Origin of the sequence: Roseibium alexandrii DFL-11, assembly GCF_000158095.2 — a bacterium.
Taxonomy (GTDB): Bacteria; Pseudomonadota; Alphaproteobacteria; order Rhizobiales; family Stappiaceae; genus Roseibium; species Roseibium alexandrii.
Genome location: NZ_CM011002.1, coordinates 960335 through 979821 on the forward strand (window position 1 = coordinate 960335; position 19487 = coordinate 979821).

At 54.3% G+C, this 19487-nt stretch carries 19 protein-coding genes and 3 tRNA genes; 15 read left to right on the forward strand and 7 right to left on the reverse strand.

Going from position 1 to position 19487, the window contains the following annotated elements; translation table 11 throughout:
• Positions 1-3 precede the first annotated feature (3 nt).
• The 5 genes from SADFL11_RS04495 (at position 4) to lhpI (ending at position 5038) form a co-directional block, all read left to right on the forward strand.
• Positions 4-1209 (forward strand): branched-chain amino acid ABC transporter permease, encoded by a 1206-nt coding sequence (locus SADFL11_RS04495; RefSeq protein WP_008193363.1) that lies wholly within the window; start codon positions 4-6, stop codon positions 1207-1209.
• Between the two features lie 11 nt (positions 1210-1220).
• A complete protein-coding gene (locus SADFL11_RS04500; RefSeq protein ID WP_008193384.1) occupies positions 1221-1976 on the forward strand; it encodes an ABC transporter ATP-binding protein in 756 nt (251 codons plus the stop codon).
• The gene (locus SADFL11_RS04505) at positions 1973-2752 is read left to right on the forward strand and encodes an ABC transporter ATP-binding protein (RefSeq protein ID WP_008193515.1); all 780 of its coding nucleotides are present in this window, start codon (positions 1973-1975) and stop codon (positions 2750-2752) included. Before SADFL11_RS04500 ends, SADFL11_RS04505 begins: the two co-directional genes overlap by 4 nt.
• Before the next feature lie 130 nt (positions 2753-2882).
• Positions 2883-3983 carry a calcium:cation antiporter gene (locus SADFL11_RS04510; RefSeq protein WP_008195626.1) on the forward strand — a complete coding sequence of 367 codons (1101 nt, stop codon included), beginning with the start codon at positions 2883-2885 and terminating at the stop codon, positions 3981-3983.
• 110 nt (positions 3984-4093) lie between these two features.
• Entirely contained in the window at positions 4094-5038 is a 945-nt protein-coding gene (lhpI, locus tag SADFL11_RS04515) for a bifunctional Delta(1)-pyrroline-2-carboxylate/Delta(1)-piperideine-2-carboxylate reductase (RefSeq protein WP_008196581.1), read from the forward strand.
• Positions 5039-5040: 2 nt separating this feature from the next.
• Here lhpI and SADFL11_RS04520 read toward each other — a convergent pair whose 3' ends face one another.
• Positions 5041-5892, reverse strand: a complete 852-nt coding sequence (locus SADFL11_RS04520) for a GNAT family N-acetyltransferase (RefSeq protein ID WP_008190759.1) — start codon at positions 5890-5892, stop codon at positions 5041-5043.
• Between the two features lie 264 nt (positions 5893-6156).
• Between SADFL11_RS04520 and SADFL11_RS04525 the strand changes: the two genes are divergently transcribed.
• Positions 6157-6834, forward strand: a complete 678-nt coding sequence (locus SADFL11_RS04525; RefSeq protein ID WP_209002728.1) for a hypothetical protein — start codon at positions 6157-6159, stop codon at positions 6832-6834.
• Positions 6831-8768 (forward strand): adenylate/guanylate cyclase domain-containing protein, encoded by a 1938-nt coding sequence (locus SADFL11_RS04530; protein WP_008194935.1) that lies wholly within the window; start codon positions 6831-6833, stop codon positions 8766-8768. Before SADFL11_RS04525 ends, SADFL11_RS04530 begins: the two co-directional genes overlap by 4 nt.
• 266 nt (positions 8769-9034) lie before the next feature.
• On the opposite strand, the gene SADFL11_RS04535 is transcribed toward SADFL11_RS04530, so the two are convergent.
• The 3 genes from SADFL11_RS04535 to SADFL11_RS04545 all read right to left on the reverse strand — a co-directional run bounded on the left by SADFL11_RS04535 (position 9035) and on the right by SADFL11_RS04545 (position 11578).
• Positions 9035-10597: a caspase family protein gene (locus SADFL11_RS04535; RefSeq protein WP_040450635.1), complete on the reverse strand. Its 1563-nt coding sequence runs from the start codon at positions 10595-10597 to the stop codon at positions 9035-9037.
• Between the two features lie 293 nt (positions 10598-10890).
• Positions 10891-10966: transfer RNA gene (locus tag SADFL11_RS04540), tRNA-Glu, on the reverse strand.
• 171 nt (positions 10967-11137) lie between these two features.
• Complete coding sequence (locus SADFL11_RS04545) at positions 11138-11578, reverse strand: VOC family protein (RefSeq protein WP_040450633.1); 441 nt, start codon at positions 11576-11578, stop codon at positions 11138-11140.
• A gap of 52 nt (positions 11579-11630) precedes the next feature.
• On the opposite strand from SADFL11_RS04545, the gene SADFL11_RS04550 reads away from it, so the two are divergent.
• The 5 genes from SADFL11_RS04550 to SADFL11_RS04570 all read left to right on the forward strand — a co-directional run bounded on the left by SADFL11_RS04550 (position 11631) and on the right by SADFL11_RS04570 (position 14836).
• A complete protein-coding gene (locus SADFL11_RS04550; RefSeq protein WP_008195747.1) occupies positions 11631-12401 on the forward strand; it encodes an SIR2 family NAD-dependent protein deacylase in 771 nt (256 codons plus the stop codon).
• A 146-nt stretch (positions 12402-12547) separates the two neighbouring features.
• Positions 12548-13129: a cold-shock protein gene (locus SADFL11_RS04555; RefSeq protein ID WP_008195514.1), complete on the forward strand. Its 582-nt coding sequence runs from the start codon at positions 12548-12550 to the stop codon at positions 13127-13129.
• Between the two features lie 88 nt (positions 13130-13217).
• On the forward strand, positions 13218-13715 hold the full coding sequence (locus SADFL11_RS04560; RefSeq protein WP_081450462.1) for a DUF192 domain-containing protein: 498 nt from the start codon (positions 13218-13220) through the stop codon (positions 13713-13715).
• Between the two features lie 126 nt (positions 13716-13841).
• Positions 13842-13918, forward strand: a tRNA-Pro gene (locus tag SADFL11_RS04565).
• A gap of 204 nt (positions 13919-14122) precedes the next feature.
• Positions 14123-14836: a hypothetical protein gene (locus SADFL11_RS04570; RefSeq protein WP_040452090.1), complete on the forward strand. Its 714-nt coding sequence runs from the start codon at positions 14123-14125 to the stop codon at positions 14834-14836.
• On the opposite strand, the gene SADFL11_RS04575 is transcribed toward SADFL11_RS04570, so the two are convergent.
• A complete protein-coding gene (locus tag SADFL11_RS04575; protein ID WP_040450629.1) occupies positions 14808-15323 on the reverse strand; it encodes a hypothetical protein in 516 nt (171 codons plus the stop codon). The two genes, SADFL11_RS04570 and SADFL11_RS04575, sit on opposite strands and share 29 nt — an antisense overlap.
• Positions 15324-15351: 28 nt before the next feature.
• Positions 15352-15600, reverse strand: a complete 249-nt coding sequence (locus tag SADFL11_RS04580; protein WP_008191602.1) for a hypothetical protein — start codon at positions 15598-15600, stop codon at positions 15352-15354.
• A gap of 421 nt (positions 15601-16021) precedes the next feature.
• Here SADFL11_RS04580 and SADFL11_RS04585 point away from each other — a divergent pair, with 421 nt between their 5' ends.
• Positions 16022-16327: an ETC complex I subunit gene (locus SADFL11_RS04585; protein WP_008190698.1), complete on the forward strand. Its 306-nt coding sequence runs from the start codon at positions 16022-16024 to the stop codon at positions 16325-16327.
• Positions 16328-16438: 111 nt separating this feature from the next.
• Positions 16439-16515 (forward strand) — tRNA-Arg (locus SADFL11_RS04590).
• A gap of 312 nt (positions 16516-16827) precedes the next feature.
• Here the strand turns inward: SADFL11_RS04590 and SADFL11_RS25410 are convergent.
• Positions 16828-17268, reverse strand: coding sequence for a hypothetical protein (locus SADFL11_RS25410; protein WP_008194459.1), 441 nt, complete (start codon positions 17266-17268; stop codon positions 16828-16830).
• A 27-nt stretch (positions 17269-17295) separates the two neighbouring features.
• Here SADFL11_RS25410 and SADFL11_RS04600 point away from each other — a divergent pair, with 27 nt between their 5' ends.
• Complete coding sequence (locus SADFL11_RS04600; RefSeq protein ID WP_167578952.1) at positions 17296-19263, forward strand: AfsR/SARP family transcriptional regulator; 1968 nt, start codon at positions 17296-17298, stop codon at positions 19261-19263.
• The last annotated feature ends 224 nt before the right edge of the window (positions 19264-19487 follow it).

Sequence of the window (19487 nt, forward strand, 5' to 3'; positions counted from 1 at the left end):
ATCATGCTTGGACTTAACAAAAAAGACACGTCGCTCTTCATCCTCGTCCTGTTGCTGGTTGTCTTTGCGCCGTTCCTTTTGAACCCGTTCCCGGAAAACTCGGAACTCGCGCAATTCAACGCAGGCTATCCGGATCTGATGCAACGTTTCCTGATCTTCGGGATCTTCGCTATCGGCTTCAACATCCTCTTCGGTCTGACCGGGTACCTCAGCTTTGGTCATGCCGCCTTCCTGGGGGTTGGTTCCTACGCTGGCGTTTGGATGATGAAGCTGCTGACCATGAACGTGGTGCCGGCCATCATCATATCGGTGATCTTTGCCGGACTGTTCTCGGTCGTGGTCGGATACATCTCGCTCCGGCGCTCCGGTATCTACTTCTCGATCCTGACACTGGCGTTTGCTCAGATGTCCTTCTCGCTCGCCTATTCGGTGCTCACTCCCATTACAAACGGGGAAACTGGCTTGCAGCTGGCGCTCGATGACCCAAGAATCTTGGGTGTGAGTCAGGTGGATGGCTCCATTCCACCGGCCAACTTCTTCGGATTGCCGATGCGCGAGAGTTTTGAACTGACAATGGGTGGCTGGCTCTTCACCTTTAATGTGGGCTACTATCTCTGCGCTGTTGTTATGATGATCGCCTTCTACATTGCGATCCGGATTTTCCGGTCTCCGTTCGGCATGATGCTGCGGGCTGTCAAATCCAACCAGCAACGGATGAATTTCACGGGTTTGAACTCCAAGCCGTACACCCTAGCTGCGTTCGTTATTTCCGGCATGTATGCCGGCCTGGCGGGTGGGTTGATGGTGGCGATGGATCCGCTTGCAGGCGCTGAGCGCATGCAGTGGACGGCGTCCGGTGAGGTGGTTTTGATGACCATTCTTGGCGGTGCTGGCACCTTGATCGGTCCAGTTCTCGGAGCTGGTTTCATCAAGTACTTCGAAAACATCTTTTCCAAGATCAACGACAACATTCTCTACGGTTGGTTCTCCGGCCTTCCAGAAGGGATCGCTGACTTCTTGGTCTTCGTAATCCACCCCTTCATCGGTAAGGGCTGGCACCTGACGCTCGGCATCATGTTCATGCTGATCGTTATCTTCCTGCCGGGTGGCATCATGGAAGGCTTTGAGAGGATTGGCCGGCTGTTCAAGCGCAAGCCGTCCTCGAAGGAAAGCTCCGGTGGCAACCCGTCCGCAGCGCCAGCTGAATAAGGTGAACTGATATGGAAATCCTCAAAGTCGAGGGCGTGAACAAGTCATTTGGCGGACTTCGAGCTCTTAACAACGTCAATTTCAGTGTGGAAGAGGGCACGGTTCACGCGATCATCGGTCCGAACGGTGCTGGAAAATCGACATTCCTCAACTGCATGATTGGACGTCTGGCGCCGGATACGGGGACCGTGATGTTCGGGGATATCTCCCTGACCGGCATGAAACCACACGAGATCAATCAGGTCGGTGTTTCACGGGTGTTTCAAACGCCCGAGATTTTCGGAGACCTGACCTTGATGGAAAACATCATGATCCCGGCATTTGCAAAGCGGGACGGAGAATTCGCGCTCCACGCCTTTGCACGGGTGGATCAGGATGCGGAGATCCGGGACAAAGCCATGCATATGCTGGAAGATGTCGGTCTTGCCGAAAAGCACAGCACCACCGCAAGCTCTTTGTCGCGCGGTGACAAACGCCGGCTGGAACTTGCGATGTGCTTGTCTCAGGATCCGAAACTTCTGCTACTGGACGAGCCGACGGCTGGCATGTCCCGGGCAGACACCAATAACACCATCGATCTTTTGAAACGCATCGGCGACCGCGGCATCACGAAGGTGGTCATTGAGCACGACATGCACGTTGTGTTCTCGCTGGCCGAAAAGGTTTCCGTTCTGGCTCAAGGCGCGATCATCGCCGAAGGTAAGCCGGAAGACATCAAGGGAGATCCGAAAGTTCAGGAAGCCTATCTCGGAGGAGCGCACCTGTGACCATTCTCGAAGATCAATTTGTCGGCAAGACCGCACCGGCTGTTCAGCCAAAGAGAGCCCGCGGTGGCGCGCCTGCGTTCTTCTCTGCCTGGGATCTGCATGGGTACTACGGCGAGAGCTACATCGTACAGGGTGTCAACTTCGATGTGCGTGAAGGTGAAATTCTCGCACTTCTCGGCCGGAACGGTGCCGGCAAGACCTCCACCTTGAGAACAATTGCCCGTATGGACGACCCAGCGCTGACCCATGGGGAGATATGGCTCGACCACAAGCCGTTACACGAGATGAAAAGTTTTCAGGCTGCCCAAAATGGCGTTGGTCTGGTGCCTGAGGACCGCTGTATAATTCCCGGCCTTACGGTTCAGGAAAACCTGGAGCTATCTCAGATCGCTGAACCCAAGGGCTGGTCAATTGAGCGGATCTATGAACATTTCCCACGGCTTGCCGAGCGCCGGGCCCAGGATGCCGTGACGATGTCCGGTGGTGAGCAGCAGATGCTAGCGGTTGCGCGCATCCTTGCGCGGGATATCAAGCTTCTGCTGCTGGATGAGCCTTATGAAGGTCTGGCGCCTGTCATCGTTCAGGAAATTGAACGCATCCTTGAAGGCGTGAAGGATCTTGGCATGACCACGATTATCGTTGAGCAAAACGCTATCGCCGCGCTTCACTTGGCTGACAGGGCAGTGATCCTTGATATGGGCGAGGTTGTTTTTGACGGCACGGCGCAAGAGGTGCTCGACAATGCAGAACTCCGCCAGGAGTATCTGGCGATCTAAAGCTCTCCGGTTTTAACGGATGAAAAAAGGCCGGCGCATGCGCCGGCTTTTTTTGGTCAGTTGTTCGTCCGGCAGTGCCGCTTATAGTGGAAACATATTTTCTATTGATTCTGCGGGCTAGGGCGGCGAGATGTCCATACTACGATCTGAACTTCCGAGCATTGTCGGGTTTCTTGCCTTTGTTGTCTTCAAACTGCTGGGCGACAGCTTGAAACCGGCCGCAGTTGGAACCGTCGGCAGCCTTATCCTGCTCGTGCTGATCTTCATTGTTGTCATGTGGTGTGCTTTTTCGGTCGTGCGGCACGCAGAGTGCCTCGCAACGCTCTTTGGCGAACCGTATGGCACCTTGATCCTGACGCTGGCAGTGATCGGCATTGAAGTGGCGCTGATCGTTGCGATCATGCTGTCCGGCGATGCAGTTCCGACCATGGCGCGAGACACGATGTTCTCTGTTGTAATGATCGTCTTGAATGGCTTGGTCGGGCTTTGTCTGTTGCTGGGTGGCCTGAAGCACCGCAACCAGACCTATAATCTTCAAGGCGCGAACGCGTTTTTGTCCGTGCTTGTACCGCTCGCAATATTTGCTCTTGTGTTGCCGCGCATCACCCATTCCGCTCCAGGTGGCGAACTGTCGCCGCTTCAAGTCGGCTTTGAAATCGTGATGTCGGTAATTCTCTATGGTGTTTTCCTGGCTATTCAGACCGTGACGCACAGCGATATTTTCCGCCAGCCGGATCACGCAGATGATGACGATCATCACCATGATGTTGTTGTGCGAACCGTGCCGTTCCATGTGATTGGTCTGTTGGGTGCACTTTTACCGATCATTCTCCTTTCAAAGAGCTTGGCTCTTTATGTAGAGTTCGGCATTGCAGCCGTCGGCGCGCCAATTGCCCTCAGCGGCTTCATTGTCGCGGCGCTTGTCTTGATGCCGGAGGGGATGAGCGCGGTGCAGGCTGCACGGGAAAACAAGCTTCAGCGGGCCGTCAACATTTGTCTCGGTTCCGCGGTCGCAACAATCGGCCTGACCGTTCCGGCCGTCCTGATAGTTGGATGGGTAACCGGCTTGCGGGTTGAATTGGGTCTGGAAACGACCGAGATCGTCTTGTTGGTCCTGACCTTGTTTGTGAGCCTTTTGACCTTCGGCAGCCGCACAACGAATTATCTGCAGGGAGCTGTGCACCTCGCCTTGTTCGCAGCTTATATCATGTTGATCTTCGACCTTTCCTGAAGGTTGTATCCAGTGACCACGGACTTGGGCCAAGCGACGGTTGGACTGTCGCCGCAAATATGATTTGGTGGGTGCATCTTCTATTCTTCATCCCTTGATTCCGGTTGCCTATGCTGCTCCTTTCTGAAGACCAAACCCGCCACGCTCTGCCGTTCCCAGCTCTTATCGATGCGTTGGAGGAAATTTTCCGGTCTGGATGCGTGATGCCGACCCGTCACCACCACGACATGGAAATGTCGGGAGAACCGGACGCGACCATGCTCTTGATGCCGGCGTGGGTGCCGGGTGAATACGCGGGTGTGAAGGTGGTCAACGTCATGCCTGGAAACTCTGCGCGTGGATTGCCCGCGGTCGCGGCGCAGTATCTTCTGTCTTCCGCCAAGACCGGCGAAATGCTGGCTCTGATTGACGGGGGCGAGCTGACAGCCCGGCGGACGGCGGCTGCATCCGCGCTAGCAGCCAAATATCTCGCCCGGGAAGACGCTGGTCATTTGCTGATTGTCGGAACTGGCCGCCTTGCCCCAAATCTTGTGGCCGCGCACATGGCGGTTCGGCCGATCAAGCAGGTGACAATTTGGGGCCGTTCGAAGGAAAAGGCAGCTGACCTTGCCCGCCATGTTGGTGCAACCTATCCGGTTTCAGTGACTGTTGCCGGTCATCTGGAGGATGTTCTCGGCAAGGCGGATATCATTAGCGCGGCGACACTTTCCAACGAACCGCTTATCAAGGGTGCCCTCGTCAAACCGGGCGCTCATGTCGATTTGGTGGGTGCGTTCAAGCCCTCCATGCGCGAAAGCGACGACGATCTGGTCCAACGCGCCGATCTCTATGTCGATACCCGCGACGGCTGCCTGGTGGAGGGTGGGGACGTGGTCCAGCCCCTTCAAGCTGGAGTGATCAGAGCAGAGGACGTCAAGGCAGACCTTTACGACCTGTGCCGAGGCACCCATCCAGGCCGACAGTCCGATGATGCGGTGACCTTCTTCAAATCTGTCGGGGCAGCTCTGGAAGATCTTGCGGGCGCCATGCTCGCCTACAAGACGGCAAGCAAATAGATTTATCCGAGTTCAAATGTCGTGATTCCGAATGTCTGATCAAGCGGCAGATCAGGAGCAGGTCCCTTATACATCCTGAACGTTTCGAATTCCGGTGACATCTCGTGTTTCTCGGCAAGCAAGAGGGCTGCCGCGTTCGGCTCCGGGATGTCCAGTATGAGTGGCTGGCCTTTCACTTGACCGGCGAGCGTGCGGAACAAAGCGTCCGCGATTTCCGGGGTGTCGGCGAACAGTGGCCCGATTTTGAACCCTTCCAGACACTGACGCAGAACACCAAATCCTTGAACTTCGCCGTTTTCGACAAAAGCGAAACCTCGACGAGTTTTTGATGTGGTTGCGGTCCAGAGTTTTAGGAACTCTGTTCGCTCATCGGGGAAAAACGGGCGGTCATAGTCCCGGATCGACGGAAACAGGCCTTGGCCGAGCGGTGTGAGCCGGGCATCCATCGGGGTGTCGCACGCTGAAATGCCGGCGTAGCGCACATTCCGGTAGACGGGTTTAAATCCATGCTTTGCGTAGCGCGGCGTTTGTTCTTTCACCGCATCCAGGCCAACTGTTCGACCGTCAAGATAGGTCATGGCGTGATCCCAGATCAATTGCCCATGCCCTTTGGCGCGGTGATCCGGGTGCGTGATAAAAAGGCCGATGAACCCGAAACCATCGCCGTAACGAACACCGGAGATGACTGTGACAAGTTCCCCATCGATTTCGCCAGCGAAAAAACCGGAATGATCCGCCTCCAAAAACGTCAAGCCATCTTCATGACCCGGGTTCCAGCCTTCGTGCGCGGCCCAGTCGATTGCGGTCTGGATATCCTCGGCGTTCAAGTTTCTTATGTTCAATTGGACAGCCATGGTGCCTCCGAAGCGTGCGCGTTTGTTGGACTGACAAGACCATAAAACGAGTCGATCAGGGCTTAAAATAGGCATTCAGCCGGCAACTGCCGTGAAATGATAGAAATCCGGTCTCAATTTTACTAAGTAATTTCCTGATGTTGCAGCCGGTTTGGTGTTTTTGTGACCAAGACCACATGTCTGGCGCCGTCCGGTGCTATAATCCATCCAAACAAACGGCTGCGATCCTGCGCCGTGTTGTGCGTGATTTTTCAGGAGACCGTCATGAAGACCGCGTTTGGCATCTTCTCGCTCTATCCGAAATCCTTGGCAGCTGGTTTGGCCGCGGCCGGTATTGTGGCTAGTTCTGGCGCTGGTTTTGCCGAGCCATTGGCCCTCGTCTTGGACAAGTCAAAGGCTGTCGCTTTTCCAGCATTCAGTGAACTCTCTGCCGGAGATGTGGTTGAGCTCGGCAATTCCGGACACATTGACCTTCTAGACTACAGCGCCTGCCGCGAGGTGAGGATTACCGCCGGCCGTGTAGTCTTCACGTCCACCGGATACGAAGTCGATGGGGGAGAAGAAAAGGAACTGAGGGCAGGCAATTGCCTGCAGGCGGAAAGCGGAACGGATCCGGACACTGCCGACAAGGGCCTGACCGTCACACTTCGCAGCATAAAGGCGGCCAACAAAACAGCAGCCTCGTTGATGCTCCGTTTCGACGACCAGCTGAAGACCGAATATGACAGTGTGTTCGTGTCCTTTGAAGGTGGTGAACCGAAACGGTTCGAACTCGGTGAGAATGTCTTGACCGATATGCCGGTCCGGGATGAGGAGACCGACAAGATCGACGTGCAGCTCTTTTTGCAGAGCAGCACGGCCGATGGTGAAGTTGTCATGCGGGAGTTTACGATCGATCCGGCGACTGTTGGACGGAAGACGGCTGTCGTAGTTGTAAAATGACAGCGGGGCGTCCGTTTTCAGTCCATTTACTTGGCCGCAAACGGCTGACTGTAGTAATCGCGTTTCTGGCACTTGCAGCCGGAACGATCCTCGGTCTCGGCGCCCAAAACGCCATTTGGGAAGGCTGGTTTGTAGATCGGCTTTTTCAAGCCAAGTCTCTGTTGTCTTCAGAAAACAAAAGCGAAAGAGCACCGGTGGCCGTTGTCGGGCTTGATCAGGTGTCTCTGAATTCCGACCGGCTGGCGACAGTCCCTCGTGTTTTCATGAGCCCAGTATTGGCAACAGCAGGGCAGGCGGTTCTTGACGCTGGCGCGGCGGGCGTCGGCTATGATTTCGTTTTTGCATTTAGTGCTGACTCATTTGCTGACCCCAACACGGGCGAGGAGCGCTTGCGTGGTTTTGACCGGCCGTTCCTCAGGTTTCTCTATCAAAACCGCGGTAAGGTCTTTGTGTCCCGCACCAGTACAGGCGTGCCGCACCGTGCTATTTCCGCCGCTGCCGGCACGTCCGGGGTCCGCTTTGCCGAAGTTTCACCTGATACGGATGGCGTTGTCCGCCGGCATACGCCAGAGCTTCCGCTCATAGATTCTCCTTTATTGATTGATGCCTTGTTGGCGAGCGCGGAAGCCTCCGTTTCGACAAGCTACACGATGATCCCGGAGCATCGGCTTGCGTCATCGATACCCTACCTGTCCTTGATTGATTTGCTGGCGCTGACCGAAACAGAAGCAGGGCGCGAGGCCATCAAGGCGTTTTCTCAAGACCGGGTTATCCTGTTTGGCAGCACCATGCCAAATGAGGATGAGCATCTATATTCTGACCGGTTTTTACCGCAACTGAATGCTGCGATTGCTGAAACGGGTAAGAGTGGCCGTCCAGGAGTCCGGCATGCGACTGCCGGGGTTTTTGTTTTAGCCGATATGGTCGGGGCGGCTTTGTCGGGCCGCATTGCCCTGGATCCGCCGACTGGCACGTTAGTGATCCTGGCACTCGCCTTTGCAATTGGCGGGACGGTCGCTGGCCTGCTTTTGCCGCTCCCGGTTTTGCCAGTGGTGGCCGTTGCCGGAATTTCAGTTGCGTTCGGCATCAGTCTCATTGGATTGCAATCGGGCTATCTGATTGCGCCGGGTGTTGCGCCTGTGGCTGTGGTAACTTCCATGATTGTGGCCGCGATTGGTAAGGTTGGCGTTTTGCAGCGGCGGCAACGATCCCTGGTCAACCTGTTCGGTCACTATCTGTCCGAGGATGTGATCAAGCAAATGGCGGATTCCGAGGAACTTCCAGCCCTTGGAGGTGAAACGCGCCACGTGGTCGTGGCGTTTCTCGACATCGTCGGATTTACGAAGATGTCCGAAAAACTGCCCGATCACGAGGTGGTTCGGGTGGTCAACACGTGTTTTGATATGATCGGTCAGGTCATTACCGAGCATGGCGGTTACATCGATAAATACATTGGCGATGCCATCATGGCTGTCTGGAATGCGCCGAACACGGTCGAAAACCCTGAACAAGCGGCCGTCGATGCTTCTCGTGAGATCATAGCCCTGCTGGATGAGATCCGAAAAGAGACAGGCCAGAGCAGCCTCGATCTCCGCATTGCCTTGAATGCCGGTCCTGTGCTTGTCGGAGACATTGGCGGAGAACACCGGCGCTCCTTCACGGTTATGGGCACCACCGTCAACACGGCCAGCCGGATTGAAAGCGTTGCGAAAGACCGAAAGGTTCGGCTGGCGTTCAGCGACCCGGTCGCTAGCAATTTGCAAGATGGATATCCCGTCAAAAGCATCTGGAGCGGCAGATTGCGCGGCCTCAGCCATGACACTCATGTTTTCACGGTCGATGACCCTGCCGTGTTCATGGAGGGCGAAACACCGTCAGTACCGGGCGGCGATGCATCGGCACCACCGGTCAACTTGTTCAAAGTCTCAAATTAGTCTTTGAGGCGTTGATACCTTCTTTCTAATCACCTGAAACCAAGTTGCTGCCAGGTTGTTCGCGATTTAGGGGCGGAGGTTCTGTCCAGTAGCGCTCCCCGGAGGCAGCTAAAGCATACGCATTGCTCTAAAGGTTCGGAGACCCAGCGCTTTTGGCCGGGCAATTTGATCTGTTGTCCGGACCACTTGATGCGAAAAAAGGCCGGTTTTTGACCGGCCTTTTATGTCTTGTTCAGTGTCCCGACAAGCGGGGCTTACGCGATCTGTCAGTACCTGCTGCCGATCGCTCCACCTATGATGCCGCCAACAACACCGCCCATGAACGCTGCGCCTGCGGTGTTGCCACCGTTGTTGTTATTGTTTTGCTGGCGGGTGTTCTGATTACGGTTGGTTGCCGTGTTGGCCCGTGTGGTACTGCTGCGGGTTTTCTTGGCAGCAGCTGCTGCCGCCCGCTTGCGGTTCACTTCGGCCACATAGGCTGCGTATTGAGCCTCGGTCTGAGACGTCAGCAGCACATACTGGGCAGCTGTGAAGTATCCACTCGGAACCAACCCGTTCTGGGTCTGCCAGGTAGTGATACCGGCGCGGGTTTTTGGGCCGAAGGCACCATCCGGGCGGCCGACATTGTTGCCGGTGAGGTTCAACCGGGTTTGGACTTCGCGGCGTGCCGTGCGGTTCCAGCCGATCGACGCTTCGGTATCCGCAGTGCCTGCAACCAATTTTTTCGGATCCGGAAGATTGGTCGCAGTCGTCGCGACACCAGTCTCTGTTGCTTGGTCAGCTGCTGTCGAGTTCCGGGACGCAACCTGCGTTCCAGACTGAAGGCGTTTGATCGCGTTCCGCGCGAAGTTCTTGAAAGTCCCTTCCGGATAGGCCGACAGATAGGCTTCATAGTCGGCAATCGTGTCGCTTTCCTTCACGGTGTTCCAAACCAGCTTCTCCCGTTCCCAGGCGATCGTGGACTGGGTCGCTGCGGCAGAGGCCGCCGGAGCTGTCGCCTGCGGTGCCGTTTTGGCTGTGTCACCGAGGCTCGCAACTTGCTGAGAATCAGCATCAGCCTGTTTGTTCAGGAATACCTCTCCAATCAAAGAGGCATTCACCCACGGGCGCTGACGCTTTTCAGTTGCGTCATAAACATCACCAGTGACCCGGGTCATGACAGTCTGAATGGAAGCGTTCGGTGTGTCGATGTGACGGATCAAAGCGGATGTAAACGGCGAGTTGCTGCCTTCGCCATCGAGGGCCACGTCGCCCGGGCTGGTTGAAAATGCAATCACAGAGCCTTCACCGCCGGTCTCCTGAACCTTGATCTCTGCAAGGCCTGTCCCGACACTGCCGGACCGGCTCGGCCCCATGCGGCGGGCCAGAGTGCGGGCCAGCGGGTTGTCACGGCAAGCGTCAAGGAACACCATCTGCACTTTCACGTCTTTCGACATCTGGCGCATTATGAAGTCGACCGAGATTGTCTCAAAATCGATTGAGGTCTCGTCTTCGATTCTGGCGTCAACCGGGATCAGAAGGTTTTGGCCGGCGATCTGCATGCCGTGGCCTGCATAAAAGAGGACGGCAATGTCGGCACCATATGCCTTCTTTGCGAATTCCATGACAGTCCGGCGCATGTCCGAATAGGTTTGGTCCATGCCGGACACAACGTCGAAACCAAGGCCGCGGAGTTTTCCGGCCATCACTTCGGCATCATTGGCCGGGTTTGGCAGTGCGACTGTGTGTTCATAGGCGCCATTGCCGAGTACAAGCGCAACGCGTTTCGCCAACGCAGGTGAGGTGCCTGCCAATGCAATTACAAGCACGGCGATCAAGTGTTTGAACATCTCCATGTCCTTTCATCGATCTGGTGTCGCCGGTCGGTTGATCCGATCTTGTTCAGATATTCGTTCGTCTTTGAACTCATAATACCTGCAGACGCGCTATTAGATTGTAATGTGTGTCACAAGAGGCCGGAAAAGACAGGTTTGCTGTCAGAGGCTGGAATGAGCCCAGCAATTCCGCCAATTTCGTTTGCCCCAAATCGATAACGATTATAGACGGAGCCAAGTAAATTGGCCACGCTTAAGTGCTCGCATGGAAAGCGGAGGTTAAAATATGCCAGAGGTTTTTGAAAAGATGGCACGCCCAACGGGACTCGAACCCGTGTTTCCGCCGTGAAAGGGCGGCGTCCTAGACCGCTAGACGATGGGCGCGCGGTCGACGCGGTTGCGTCGTGGGGAGGCTTATAGGCGGGAAATGATTGGCCCGCAAGTGCCTTTTGGAGAAAATTTCACAGGCCCGGAAACTCGGGCCTGTGCTTGTTGAAAACCAGCGATCAGCCGGAAATCATTTGTCTGAGCTCGGCGGGGATACCTTTAGCCGGATCACCACTCGCCAGTGTTGCCCATGGACGCCCAGGGTTCCCTGATTTCAAGGGCCTGGCCTTTTTGCAGAAGCTCGAAAGAGATGTTGTCCGGGGAGCGAACAAATGCCATGCGGCCGTCGCGCGGCGGGCGATTGATGGTCACACCTTTGCTCTGCAAAGCCTCGCAAAACTCATAAATGTTGTCGACTTCATACGCGAGGTGACCAAAGTTGCGGCCGCCGGTGTATTCTTCCGGATCCCAGTTATAGGTAAGTTCCAGAACCGGACGGGCGTTTTCCTTCGCGCTTTCAACGTCATCAGAGCTTGCAAGGAACACAAGAGTGAACCGGCCCTGTTCGCTTTCATAGCGGCGGGTTTCGGTCATGCCCATTTTGTTGCAATAAAAATCGAGCGAGTCTTCCAAATTGGAAACACGAACCATGGTGTGCAAATAACGCATGTCTTACCCTCTTTAGCAGCGTTTTAAATTTGATGGAGCAACGGACCGGCTCATGAAGATCATCACCGAACTGGCCGAAGCGCAGGAATATGTGTCGTCTTTCGCCGAAATGCCCACTGGATCCATCGTCGCGTTGACGGGCGCGGGCATCTCAACTGATTCCGGGATCCCTGATTTCAGGTCACCCGGTGGTATTTGGTCTCAACGTGCTCCTGTTCAATATCAGGATTTTCTGGCTTTTGAAGAGAGCCGTCTTGAGGACTGGGACCGCCGGTTCGAAATGCAGGCTTTTTTTTCAGCCGCAGAACCGAACCCCGCGCATCTTGCGCTGAGCAGTCTCAGCGAAAAAGGACAGTTGTCCACTTTGATCACGCAAAATGTCGACGGATTGCATCAACGATCGGGTGTTTCAGCGGATAAACTGATCGAGCTGCATGGCAATTCCACCTATGCCACCTGCCTGGAGTGTGGCCGTGAGGCCGCCCTGGATAACCAGAAAGCCGCTGTCGAGGCTGGGGGCAGTCCGCGCTGCACGGCGTGTGGCGGACTTTTGAAAGCTGCGGTCATCAGTTTCGGTCAGACGATGCCGGAAAAGGAAATGGAACGGGCGGTGGACGCATGCCAGTCTTGTGATATTTTTCTTGTACTCGGGTCTTCCCTTGTGGTGCACCCCGCTGCGCAATTGCCCGTCATCGCAGCCAGCAGCGGTGCGGACCTGGTGATTCTCAACCGCGAAGAAACGCCGATCGATTCGATCGCTAAAGCCATCTTGCGAACGCCACTAGCGGCGACTTTCGCAAATTTTCTTATGAAACCGGCGTAAATCGCTGAAATGGTCTGTGGTTAGTCTGTTAATTTTTCTTTGCGGCAAAATGTGCGGTGTTATCCTTTTGTTAGGAATCAGCTGGTGGGTGCGTCGTTATCGGGCCCGAAGCTGGTAGATGTGCACCAAAGACGGGACATTTGATTATGGGGGTTAAAGCCGCACGGGATCCCCGCGCACTCGAAGACCTGACGGAAGATGTTGCCGTTGATGTATTCGAGGTTGCCGGAACGATTAAATGGTTCGACGTCGGTAAGGGCTACGGCTTTATCGTACCGGACAGTGGCGAGACAGACATTCTGCTTCACGTGACATGCCTGAGGCGGGACGGTTTCCAAACCGCTTATGAAGGTGCACGCGTAGTGTGCGAGGTATTGGACCGGCCGCGCGGGCTTCAGGCGTTTCGCATCCTTTCCATGGATGAGAGCACGGCCGTTCACCCGTCTCAATTGCCGCCCTCGCGGACCCACGTACAGGTGGTCCCTGAGACAGGCTTCGAGACCGCGACCGTCAAGTGGTTCAACCGTGTGAAGGGCTTTGGCTTCCTAACACAAGGTGAGGGGACCGAAGACATCTTCATTCACATGGAGACGCTCCGACGCTATGGCATTACCGAACTGCGGCCAGGCCAAGAGGTGCTTGTGCGCTTCGGTACCGGTCCGAAAGGACGTATGGCCGCCGAGATCCGGCCGGTTGGAAGCGGCACGCATATCCCAGCGTCTCATTGAGACAGGGCGCATCACAGTTTACGGCCGGACATGTTCCGGCCTTTTTTAATGGTGTATCTCGATAGAACCTGTCGCAACCGGAGTTCTCATGAACGCGTACCACTTGCCCCGATCCGTTGCCCTGGCATTGTGTTTGAGCTTTGCCATCCTTTTGAGCGCCGTGAGCAACGGCTCGTTTGCCGGGAACAGTCAAACGCTTCCGACCGAGCAGCTGACCGTCATTTCCGGCGTGAACGAACATCGGTTTACGGTGGAAGTGGCTTCCACGGATACGCAGCGGGCAAAAGGGCTGATGTTCCGGGAAGAAATGGCGGCAGAGCACGGCATGCTGTTCATATTTGATGGCGAATTCGAGCGCCATTTCTGGATGAAAAACACACCGCTGCCGCTCGATATCATTTTTATTTCCTCTGATGGGAAGATCGTCAGCATTGCCGCGGACACCACGCCTTATTCGGAAAAAGTCATCCCGTCCGGCGCGCCGGCAAAATTCGTTCTTGAGCTCAATGCAGGAATTGCCGCCAAGCTCGGCATCAAACCGGGAGACGAAGTTGTTGCCGGATCGATGGGACTGAACGACGCCTGACGAAGACCGTGTCTCTGGAAGCGCATCACTGTTCTGAAATTGACTGTCCACAAGCATGAGCTCAGGGCGTGACTTTCGCTACTTGACGAACGAAGCAAACGCGGATACACCGCCCAAACCAGCCGTCGGGGTATAGCGCAGCCTGGTAGCGCATCTGGTTTGGGACCAGAGGGTCGCAAGTTCGAATCTTGCTGCCCCGACCATTTCTTCTCTCTATAAAAAGTATTCTGCCGGCTAACCAGCAAACCCTTCGTTTGTCTGAATTTTGGTCTGATCACAGCTGCCACTCTGAGGAAATCGGGGAAGTTGTGTTCTTTTTCTTGTGCATCCCGCAGCCGTGTCCCACCCTTGATAAGGGGCGGGAGAAAAGCGGCGGTACCGCTTTTGCCTGGGCCAAGCAGGGCAAGATGTTTAGCGATCAAAAACACCAAACGACTTTGGAGGTGGCCGCGGCGACCGCCGTTGTAAAAGCGCTAATCATGGACGTCGGTCTGACTGTTAGGGAAAGCAGCGATTTTGGTCTTTTCGAAGAGACCATCCGGAAGACTGAAGACAAGTATCTGATGGAGGACTTTTCGCCCCGGTTTTTCGATCTCCACGGTTCAACGGCTTTTTGGATCGGTGCGTATGACGAACGAGGAAATGTCGTTTCCGTGCAGGCTGCAAAGGTTGAGGATCTCCAGGACCGGAGCCTCGCAGAACACTGGCAGCAACAGCAACGGCGGATTTTTGTTGATCCAAATCCGCAAGCGCGTTTCGGCAACGACCATGCCCATGATGCATATTTTCTTCGGGGCAAGATTGTCTACCATGGCAATTTGTGGCTGCGCCGGGATGTCCGCGGCAAAGGCCTTGCTGAGCCTTTGACCCAACTTGGCTTTCTTGTGGCACTTTTGAAATGGTCGCCTGACTATCTCTACGGACTGATGGCCGCATCTGCAGCTGAAAAAGGGTTTGGTATCCGGGTCGGGTACCGGCGGTTTGTGCCCCGCGGTACTCATTGGGAGCTTCCCCCCGGCCACATCCGGCCGGATGATTGGCTGGTGTATTCCACCCGCAACGACCTTATCGGCCTCGCACGGACGATTGCAGCTACCGGCGGCGTTGCAGATCCTGAATAACGCCGTAGTAGGCGCATATCTGATAGCTCGCCGCTGGTGCAGGTCTGATGCCGACAATCAGCCTTTCGAACGCGATTTCGTATGTCTCGCCGTCAAGTGAGATCAGTGTGCGTGCATAACCGTAATAAGGCCGAATATTGAGCGCCGCCTTATAGGCATCTGCAGAAGCCTTTTCCAATTCCGCATCAGGTGTCCGCAATCCGGATGCCGGACCGCCGACGGCTTCCGGGGTGGCCCACTGATCGCCGAACAGCAGCCGTTGACTGGATTCGCGTCCAACATAGAAAATCGGAGGAGGCGCCAAGTCTGAAACCTTGTCGGAACACAAGCTCAAATAATTGATGTAAGGTTTGAGCGTGCCTGGTGTGGCCTGGTGCGACGCGGATTGAATTGCTTCATAGAATTCAGACAGTTTCGGGTCTGCAAGGCCTTGTTCTATAACCTTGGTCCCAAGCTCTGTGAATGTAGATGCCGGACGTGTCAGCACAGTATTACGATACCCTTTTCGTTTCGTCTTACCGATTGAACGCCGTTAACAACAAAGACATGACGTTCAAGAACTCTTCCTGTTTCTCGGGCGGGAGATCGGAAACGTCTTGAACAGCGTAGTCGAGCGTTAAAATCATGTTCCACATTTCGCTGAGGTTTGCAGCGTCAATGTCAGCGCGCAATCCAACCGGATTCAGGCGCCGTGTTTCGGGCAGATCAAAAGAAATCTGGTCATCGCTCTTAAAACCAAACAGGTTCTGAAAGTGATGTTGCATGACTTGCTTTCCTGTTATTGGGTGGCGGTTCAGCCTTTCGCGTCCCGGACACCATTTTTTGCCGGTGTTCTTAATTGCCTAATTATTGGATGGCAGAACTTAACGGCAGAATGCACTCGTAACTTTTTCATTCCAGTTAAAATAATATCACAGGTTGTGTTCTTGCGCCATGTTACAACGCGGCTAGTTCTCCGATTTCTTTCACATCGTTAATTCAGTATTGCTGCGATGCGTCATTTCTGACTGGAATCTTTGTTGCGGCAATCTGTTGCTATCAGAAACATGGGTTTGCTCTTGGTGCAGTGCAATTTGGCGCATGAAACCAGAACAGGTCGACTGCAGATATTGACTTCCGGATCAAAGGAGGGAACAAGCTGATTTGAGATTTGTCACATGTCAAAATGAGCACAGGATAAGACCTATGGTCGCGCGCATTTACCAGCCGGCAAAAACGGCAACGCAATCGGGTAAGGCCAAAACGCAGAGATGGGTTCTGGATTTCGAACCGGAGGTTGCCAAATCCGTCGAACCTTTGATGGGCTACACATCGTCTTCGGATATGAAGCAGCAAGTGCGCATGGTGTTCGAAAGCCAAGAAGACGCCGTGGCTTATGCAAAACGCCAGGGCATCCCATACCGTGTTGAGAAGTCGCAGGCGCGTGTGGTGCGCGGTGCCGCGTACGCTGACAATTTCAAGTTCGACCGCGTCGCGCCCTGGACGCACTAAGCGGAAAGTGATGTCCCTGTTGTCAAACAAAATGATTGTTGAAATGATTGTTTTGATGTCGACAGGATTGGCGGCTTTGCCGCACAAAGGGTTCAGCAATCGCTAGCTCACGGCCCCGTAGCTCAGCTGGATAGAGCACTCGCCTTCTAAGCGAATGGTCGCAGGTTCGAATCCTGCCGGGGTCGCCACTTTTTCTGCAAATGTAATTTCTCAAAGGTATGAAGCTGTTGGACCGGCTCGCGTTTAGATATCGCAGCTAAGACCGTGCCAGGGAGCGGTCGTCTTCAGTCGTAAAAATCACACTGTTATGAACTTCAAATCCGGCTCGAGCCAGCATTCGGCCGCACAGAAGTCCCATAAACCGGTCTCTACCTTTGAAATAAAAAAGACCGGGAGCCCGTGTCCCGGTCAGTCTTTGGAGCGTTGTAGTGAAGCTGGACAAGCTGCGATCCTGTTAGGAACAGGACCGCTGCCGCCAAAATGGCAATGCGGCCAGTGTTTCAGGTGCCGGTGCTGGTTTGATTGACCATCAAAGGTGTAACCTTGGACTTCAGCATGGTGTCGAGATCTTCGCTGCCGTCTTCAAGGGATTGAAGCGCCATATCGAGGAAATATGAGCAAAAGGTCCGACCGTCTTTGTCAGCTTCCTTTTGCGTATAGCGGATCATACGCTTGATGGCCTCTACGGGAGGTTCCTGATCAAGTTTTGGATCTGTTTTAACGTTGGATTGAGACATAATACCACCCACCAGTGTTGCTGTCTTTTGGAGGATTCCTGCACTCTGGAAGCCTTTCAAGATCGCCATGTTGTTGTTGAAGCGTGAAACGAGCGTGATAAAGTCTTCGTGTATTTCACGCAGCGTTGCATTCTGGGTTGTGTGGCCGCTGTCAAAAATGACGTGAGTGAAGGAAATTGTAAGGTGACAATCCCAGTTCCACACTTTGCGGGTCTCGGGCGGCCGATGCTCATGGGAGCAGACGGCGATCCTGTCGCGACCAAAACCCGCAAAGCGCTTGCCATCCTCGGTTATGTCAGCCGTATCAGTGACTTGAGTGCATCCCGCGAAGCTGTCGCCGATCTTCTTTGGAGCAGTGCGGCAGGGCACAAGGGCATGCAGTCACTGCGTCAGGCCTTGAAACAGTTGAAAACAGCAGAAAAAACGGCTGGCCTCGATGTGGTCAAATCTGAAGGCGGGCACATCCATATAGCGGCGGGAAGCCTGCCAACCGATCTGGTACACCTTCTTGAACACCTCAATGCATCTGATTCACCGGATTTCGAAGCTGCGCGGGCGTTGTGGCGCGGCGATTATTTGGCCGGTTTTGAAGACATTGACCCCGTCTTTACGGATTGGCTGTTGATCGAGCGTCAGCGAATCCGGGATGAGGTGATTGATGCCACACTGAAACACCTTTCCGGAGCAATTGTTGCAGCTGCCACGCCCGGGGCGGAAGCTGCCGCCCACTTCCTTCTGCATATGGATCCCGCCTTTGAACCGGCCCACCGCGCGCTGATCCGGATCTATTTGAACCGCGGCCAACCGGAGCGTGCTGAACAGCAGTTGCGCGCCTGTGAGCGCGAGCTGAAGGAGCTGGACGGCGTGCCGGAACAGGAAACCCGGGATTTGCTGCGCATTCTTTCCGAAAACGACAACAAGCCTTCCAGTTCCATGGACAGCGGCCTAGACAAGAGTGTTGGGCGGGATGGGAGAAAGGTAAGTGTCAGTTTTCAGTTTGGGAATGGCGTTGGAAACGATTCAGTCCGCCTGCCGAGCGTTTCGGTAATTGCCGGTCGCGAGGAGACAAAAAAACACCTGGACGGTCTCCATCTGGAAGAAGAGATTACTGCTGGCCTCTCAGCTTATCGAGCTTTTGACCTCTATCAGTCTGAATATTTTGGTAGTGAGGAAGGCCCCAGCCTATCCATGCTTCAATCGGACGAACTTGGCAGCTATTTGTTGCGATTTCAGCATAATGAACGCAGCGGAAATGTTTCAATCCAGTTTGAGGATCGAAATGATGGCCGCATTGTTTTCAGTGAGATTGTCGATCCAGGTAAATGGGATTCAATTCAGGTCGCGGCGTCTCAGATCGTCAACAGGATACATTTGTATTCGCAAGTAAAGCTCAGGCGGCCGAACAATAACACTGTCTACGGTAAATGGTGCCAGGCAGAAAATTTTATGATCGAGTTCAATCAACGATCAGATGCAAAAGCACTTGAGTTGCTCTCCGAGATAGAGCGTCAGCACAGTGCTTTCTCCATGATCTATTCAGCTAGAGCTCTGATCGCATTAAAGAATTTGGTATACTATGCCGCTAGGGATGATGCTGCAAGTCTAAGCATTGATGAGATCCGCATGTTAACTGAGCGCGCAGTATCCCTTGATGCTTGGCAGCCAATCAATCAGAGAGCGCACGGTTGGGCCTTGATTCATGCCGGGATGCCTGATCAGGCTAGTCGGGCATTTCTCCAGGCCGGCCGTCTGAACTCGGTGGATCCGATCAATATGATGTCGGTCGCTGAAGGTTTAGCATTCTCCGGGAATGTTGGGCAGGCTTTGGAATACGCTGAAAACGCGATGAAAATATTCTCGTCAGTGCCAAGAATGTTTTATGAATATTACTCTCATGTCTATTTTGCTGCCGAAGACTATGAAAATGCTAACCGGATGATCGAGAGGGCCGCGTACAACAATCTTACTGGCTTGACGGTACGTGTTGCGGCGCTCATAGGGGGCGGTAGAGAGCGTGAAGCCGTAGATCTTCTGCGGCGGACGCGTGATACTTATGGAAACAAGTATTTGGAAGATGGCACGGACCGTTTCATGGATCGGCTAAATTTTTTTTGGGAACCTAAAACACGTGCCAATTATGAAAAAGGGGTCCAAATGGTGAAACGTTTCTTGCTCGGTGATCCGACCTCAGTCAGTTGACTCGGGGGAACGAATTGGCGAGGCCTCTCACATATTCACTGTCTATACTATTAAGCTTCGATTGATTTAACCGGTATGGCAGAACAACAGCTTTGTGATTTGACCCGTCGATTACCTCGAAATTCATCAAATGCTGAACGGACGAAGGTAGTTCAACTTCCTTCAGAACCGATTCCGGATTAGCCATGAATTTCTGACGAAAGTCCTGGTCGGTTCTGGCCCGT

Coding starts and splice junctions, on each gene's coding strand:
- SADFL11_RS04555 (WP_008195514.1), top strand. CDS start 12,548: ATGGGGGTTAAAGCCGCACGGGATCCCCGCGCACTCGAAGACCTGACG.
- SADFL11_RS04585 (WP_008190698.1), top strand. CDS start 16,022: ATGGTCGCGCGCATTTACCAGCCGGCAAAAACGGCAACGCAATCGGGT.
- SADFL11_RS04580 (WP_008191602.1), bottom strand. CDS start 15,600: ATGCAACATCACTTTCAGAACCTGTTTGGTTTTAAGAGCGATGACCAG.
- SADFL11_RS04535 (WP_040450635.1), bottom strand. CDS start 10,597: ATGTTCAAACACTTGATCGCCGTGCTTGTAATTGCATTGGCAGGCACC.
- SADFL11_RS04570 (WP_040452090.1), top strand. CDS start 14,123: ATGTTTAGCGATCAAAAACACCAAACGACTTTGGAGGTGGCCGCGGCG.
- SADFL11_RS04500 (WP_008193384.1), top strand. CDS start 1,221: ATGGAAATCCTCAAAGTCGAGGGCGTGAACAAGTCATTTGGCGGACTT.
- SADFL11_RS04530 (WP_008194935.1), top strand. CDS start 6,831: ATGACAGCGGGGCGTCCGTTTTCAGTCCATTTACTTGGCCGCAAACGG.
- SADFL11_RS04510 (WP_008195626.1), top strand. CDS start 2,883: ATGTCCATACTACGATCTGAACTTCCGAGCATTGTCGGGTTTCTTGCC.
- SADFL11_RS04545 (WP_040450633.1), bottom strand. CDS start 11,578: ATGCGTTATTTGCACACCATGGTTCGTGTTTCCAATTTGGAAGACTCG.
- lhpI (WP_008196581.1), top strand. CDS start 4,094: ATGCTGCTCCTTTCTGAAGACCAAACCCGCCACGCTCTGCCGTTCCCA.
- SADFL11_RS04550 (WP_008195747.1), top strand. CDS start 11,631: ATGAAGATCATCACCGAACTGGCCGAAGCGCAGGAATATGTGTCGTCT.
- SADFL11_RS04525 (WP_209002728.1), top strand. CDS start 6,157: ATGAAGACCGCGTTTGGCATCTTCTCGCTCTATCCGAAATCCTTGGCA.
- SADFL11_RS04495 (WP_008193363.1), top strand. CDS start 4: ATGCTTGGACTTAACAAAAAAGACACGTCGCTCTTCATCCTCGTCCTG.
- SADFL11_RS04520 (WP_008190759.1), bottom strand. CDS start 5,892: ATGGCTGTCCAATTGAACATAAGAAACTTGAACGCCGAGGATATCCAG.
- SADFL11_RS04560 (WP_081450462.1), top strand. CDS start 13,218: ATGAACGCGTACCACTTGCCCCGATCCGTTGCCCTGGCATTGTGTTTG.
- SADFL11_RS04600 (WP_167578952.1), top strand. CDS start 17,296: ATGGGAGCAGACGGCGATCCTGTCGCGACCAAAACCCGCAAAGCGCTT.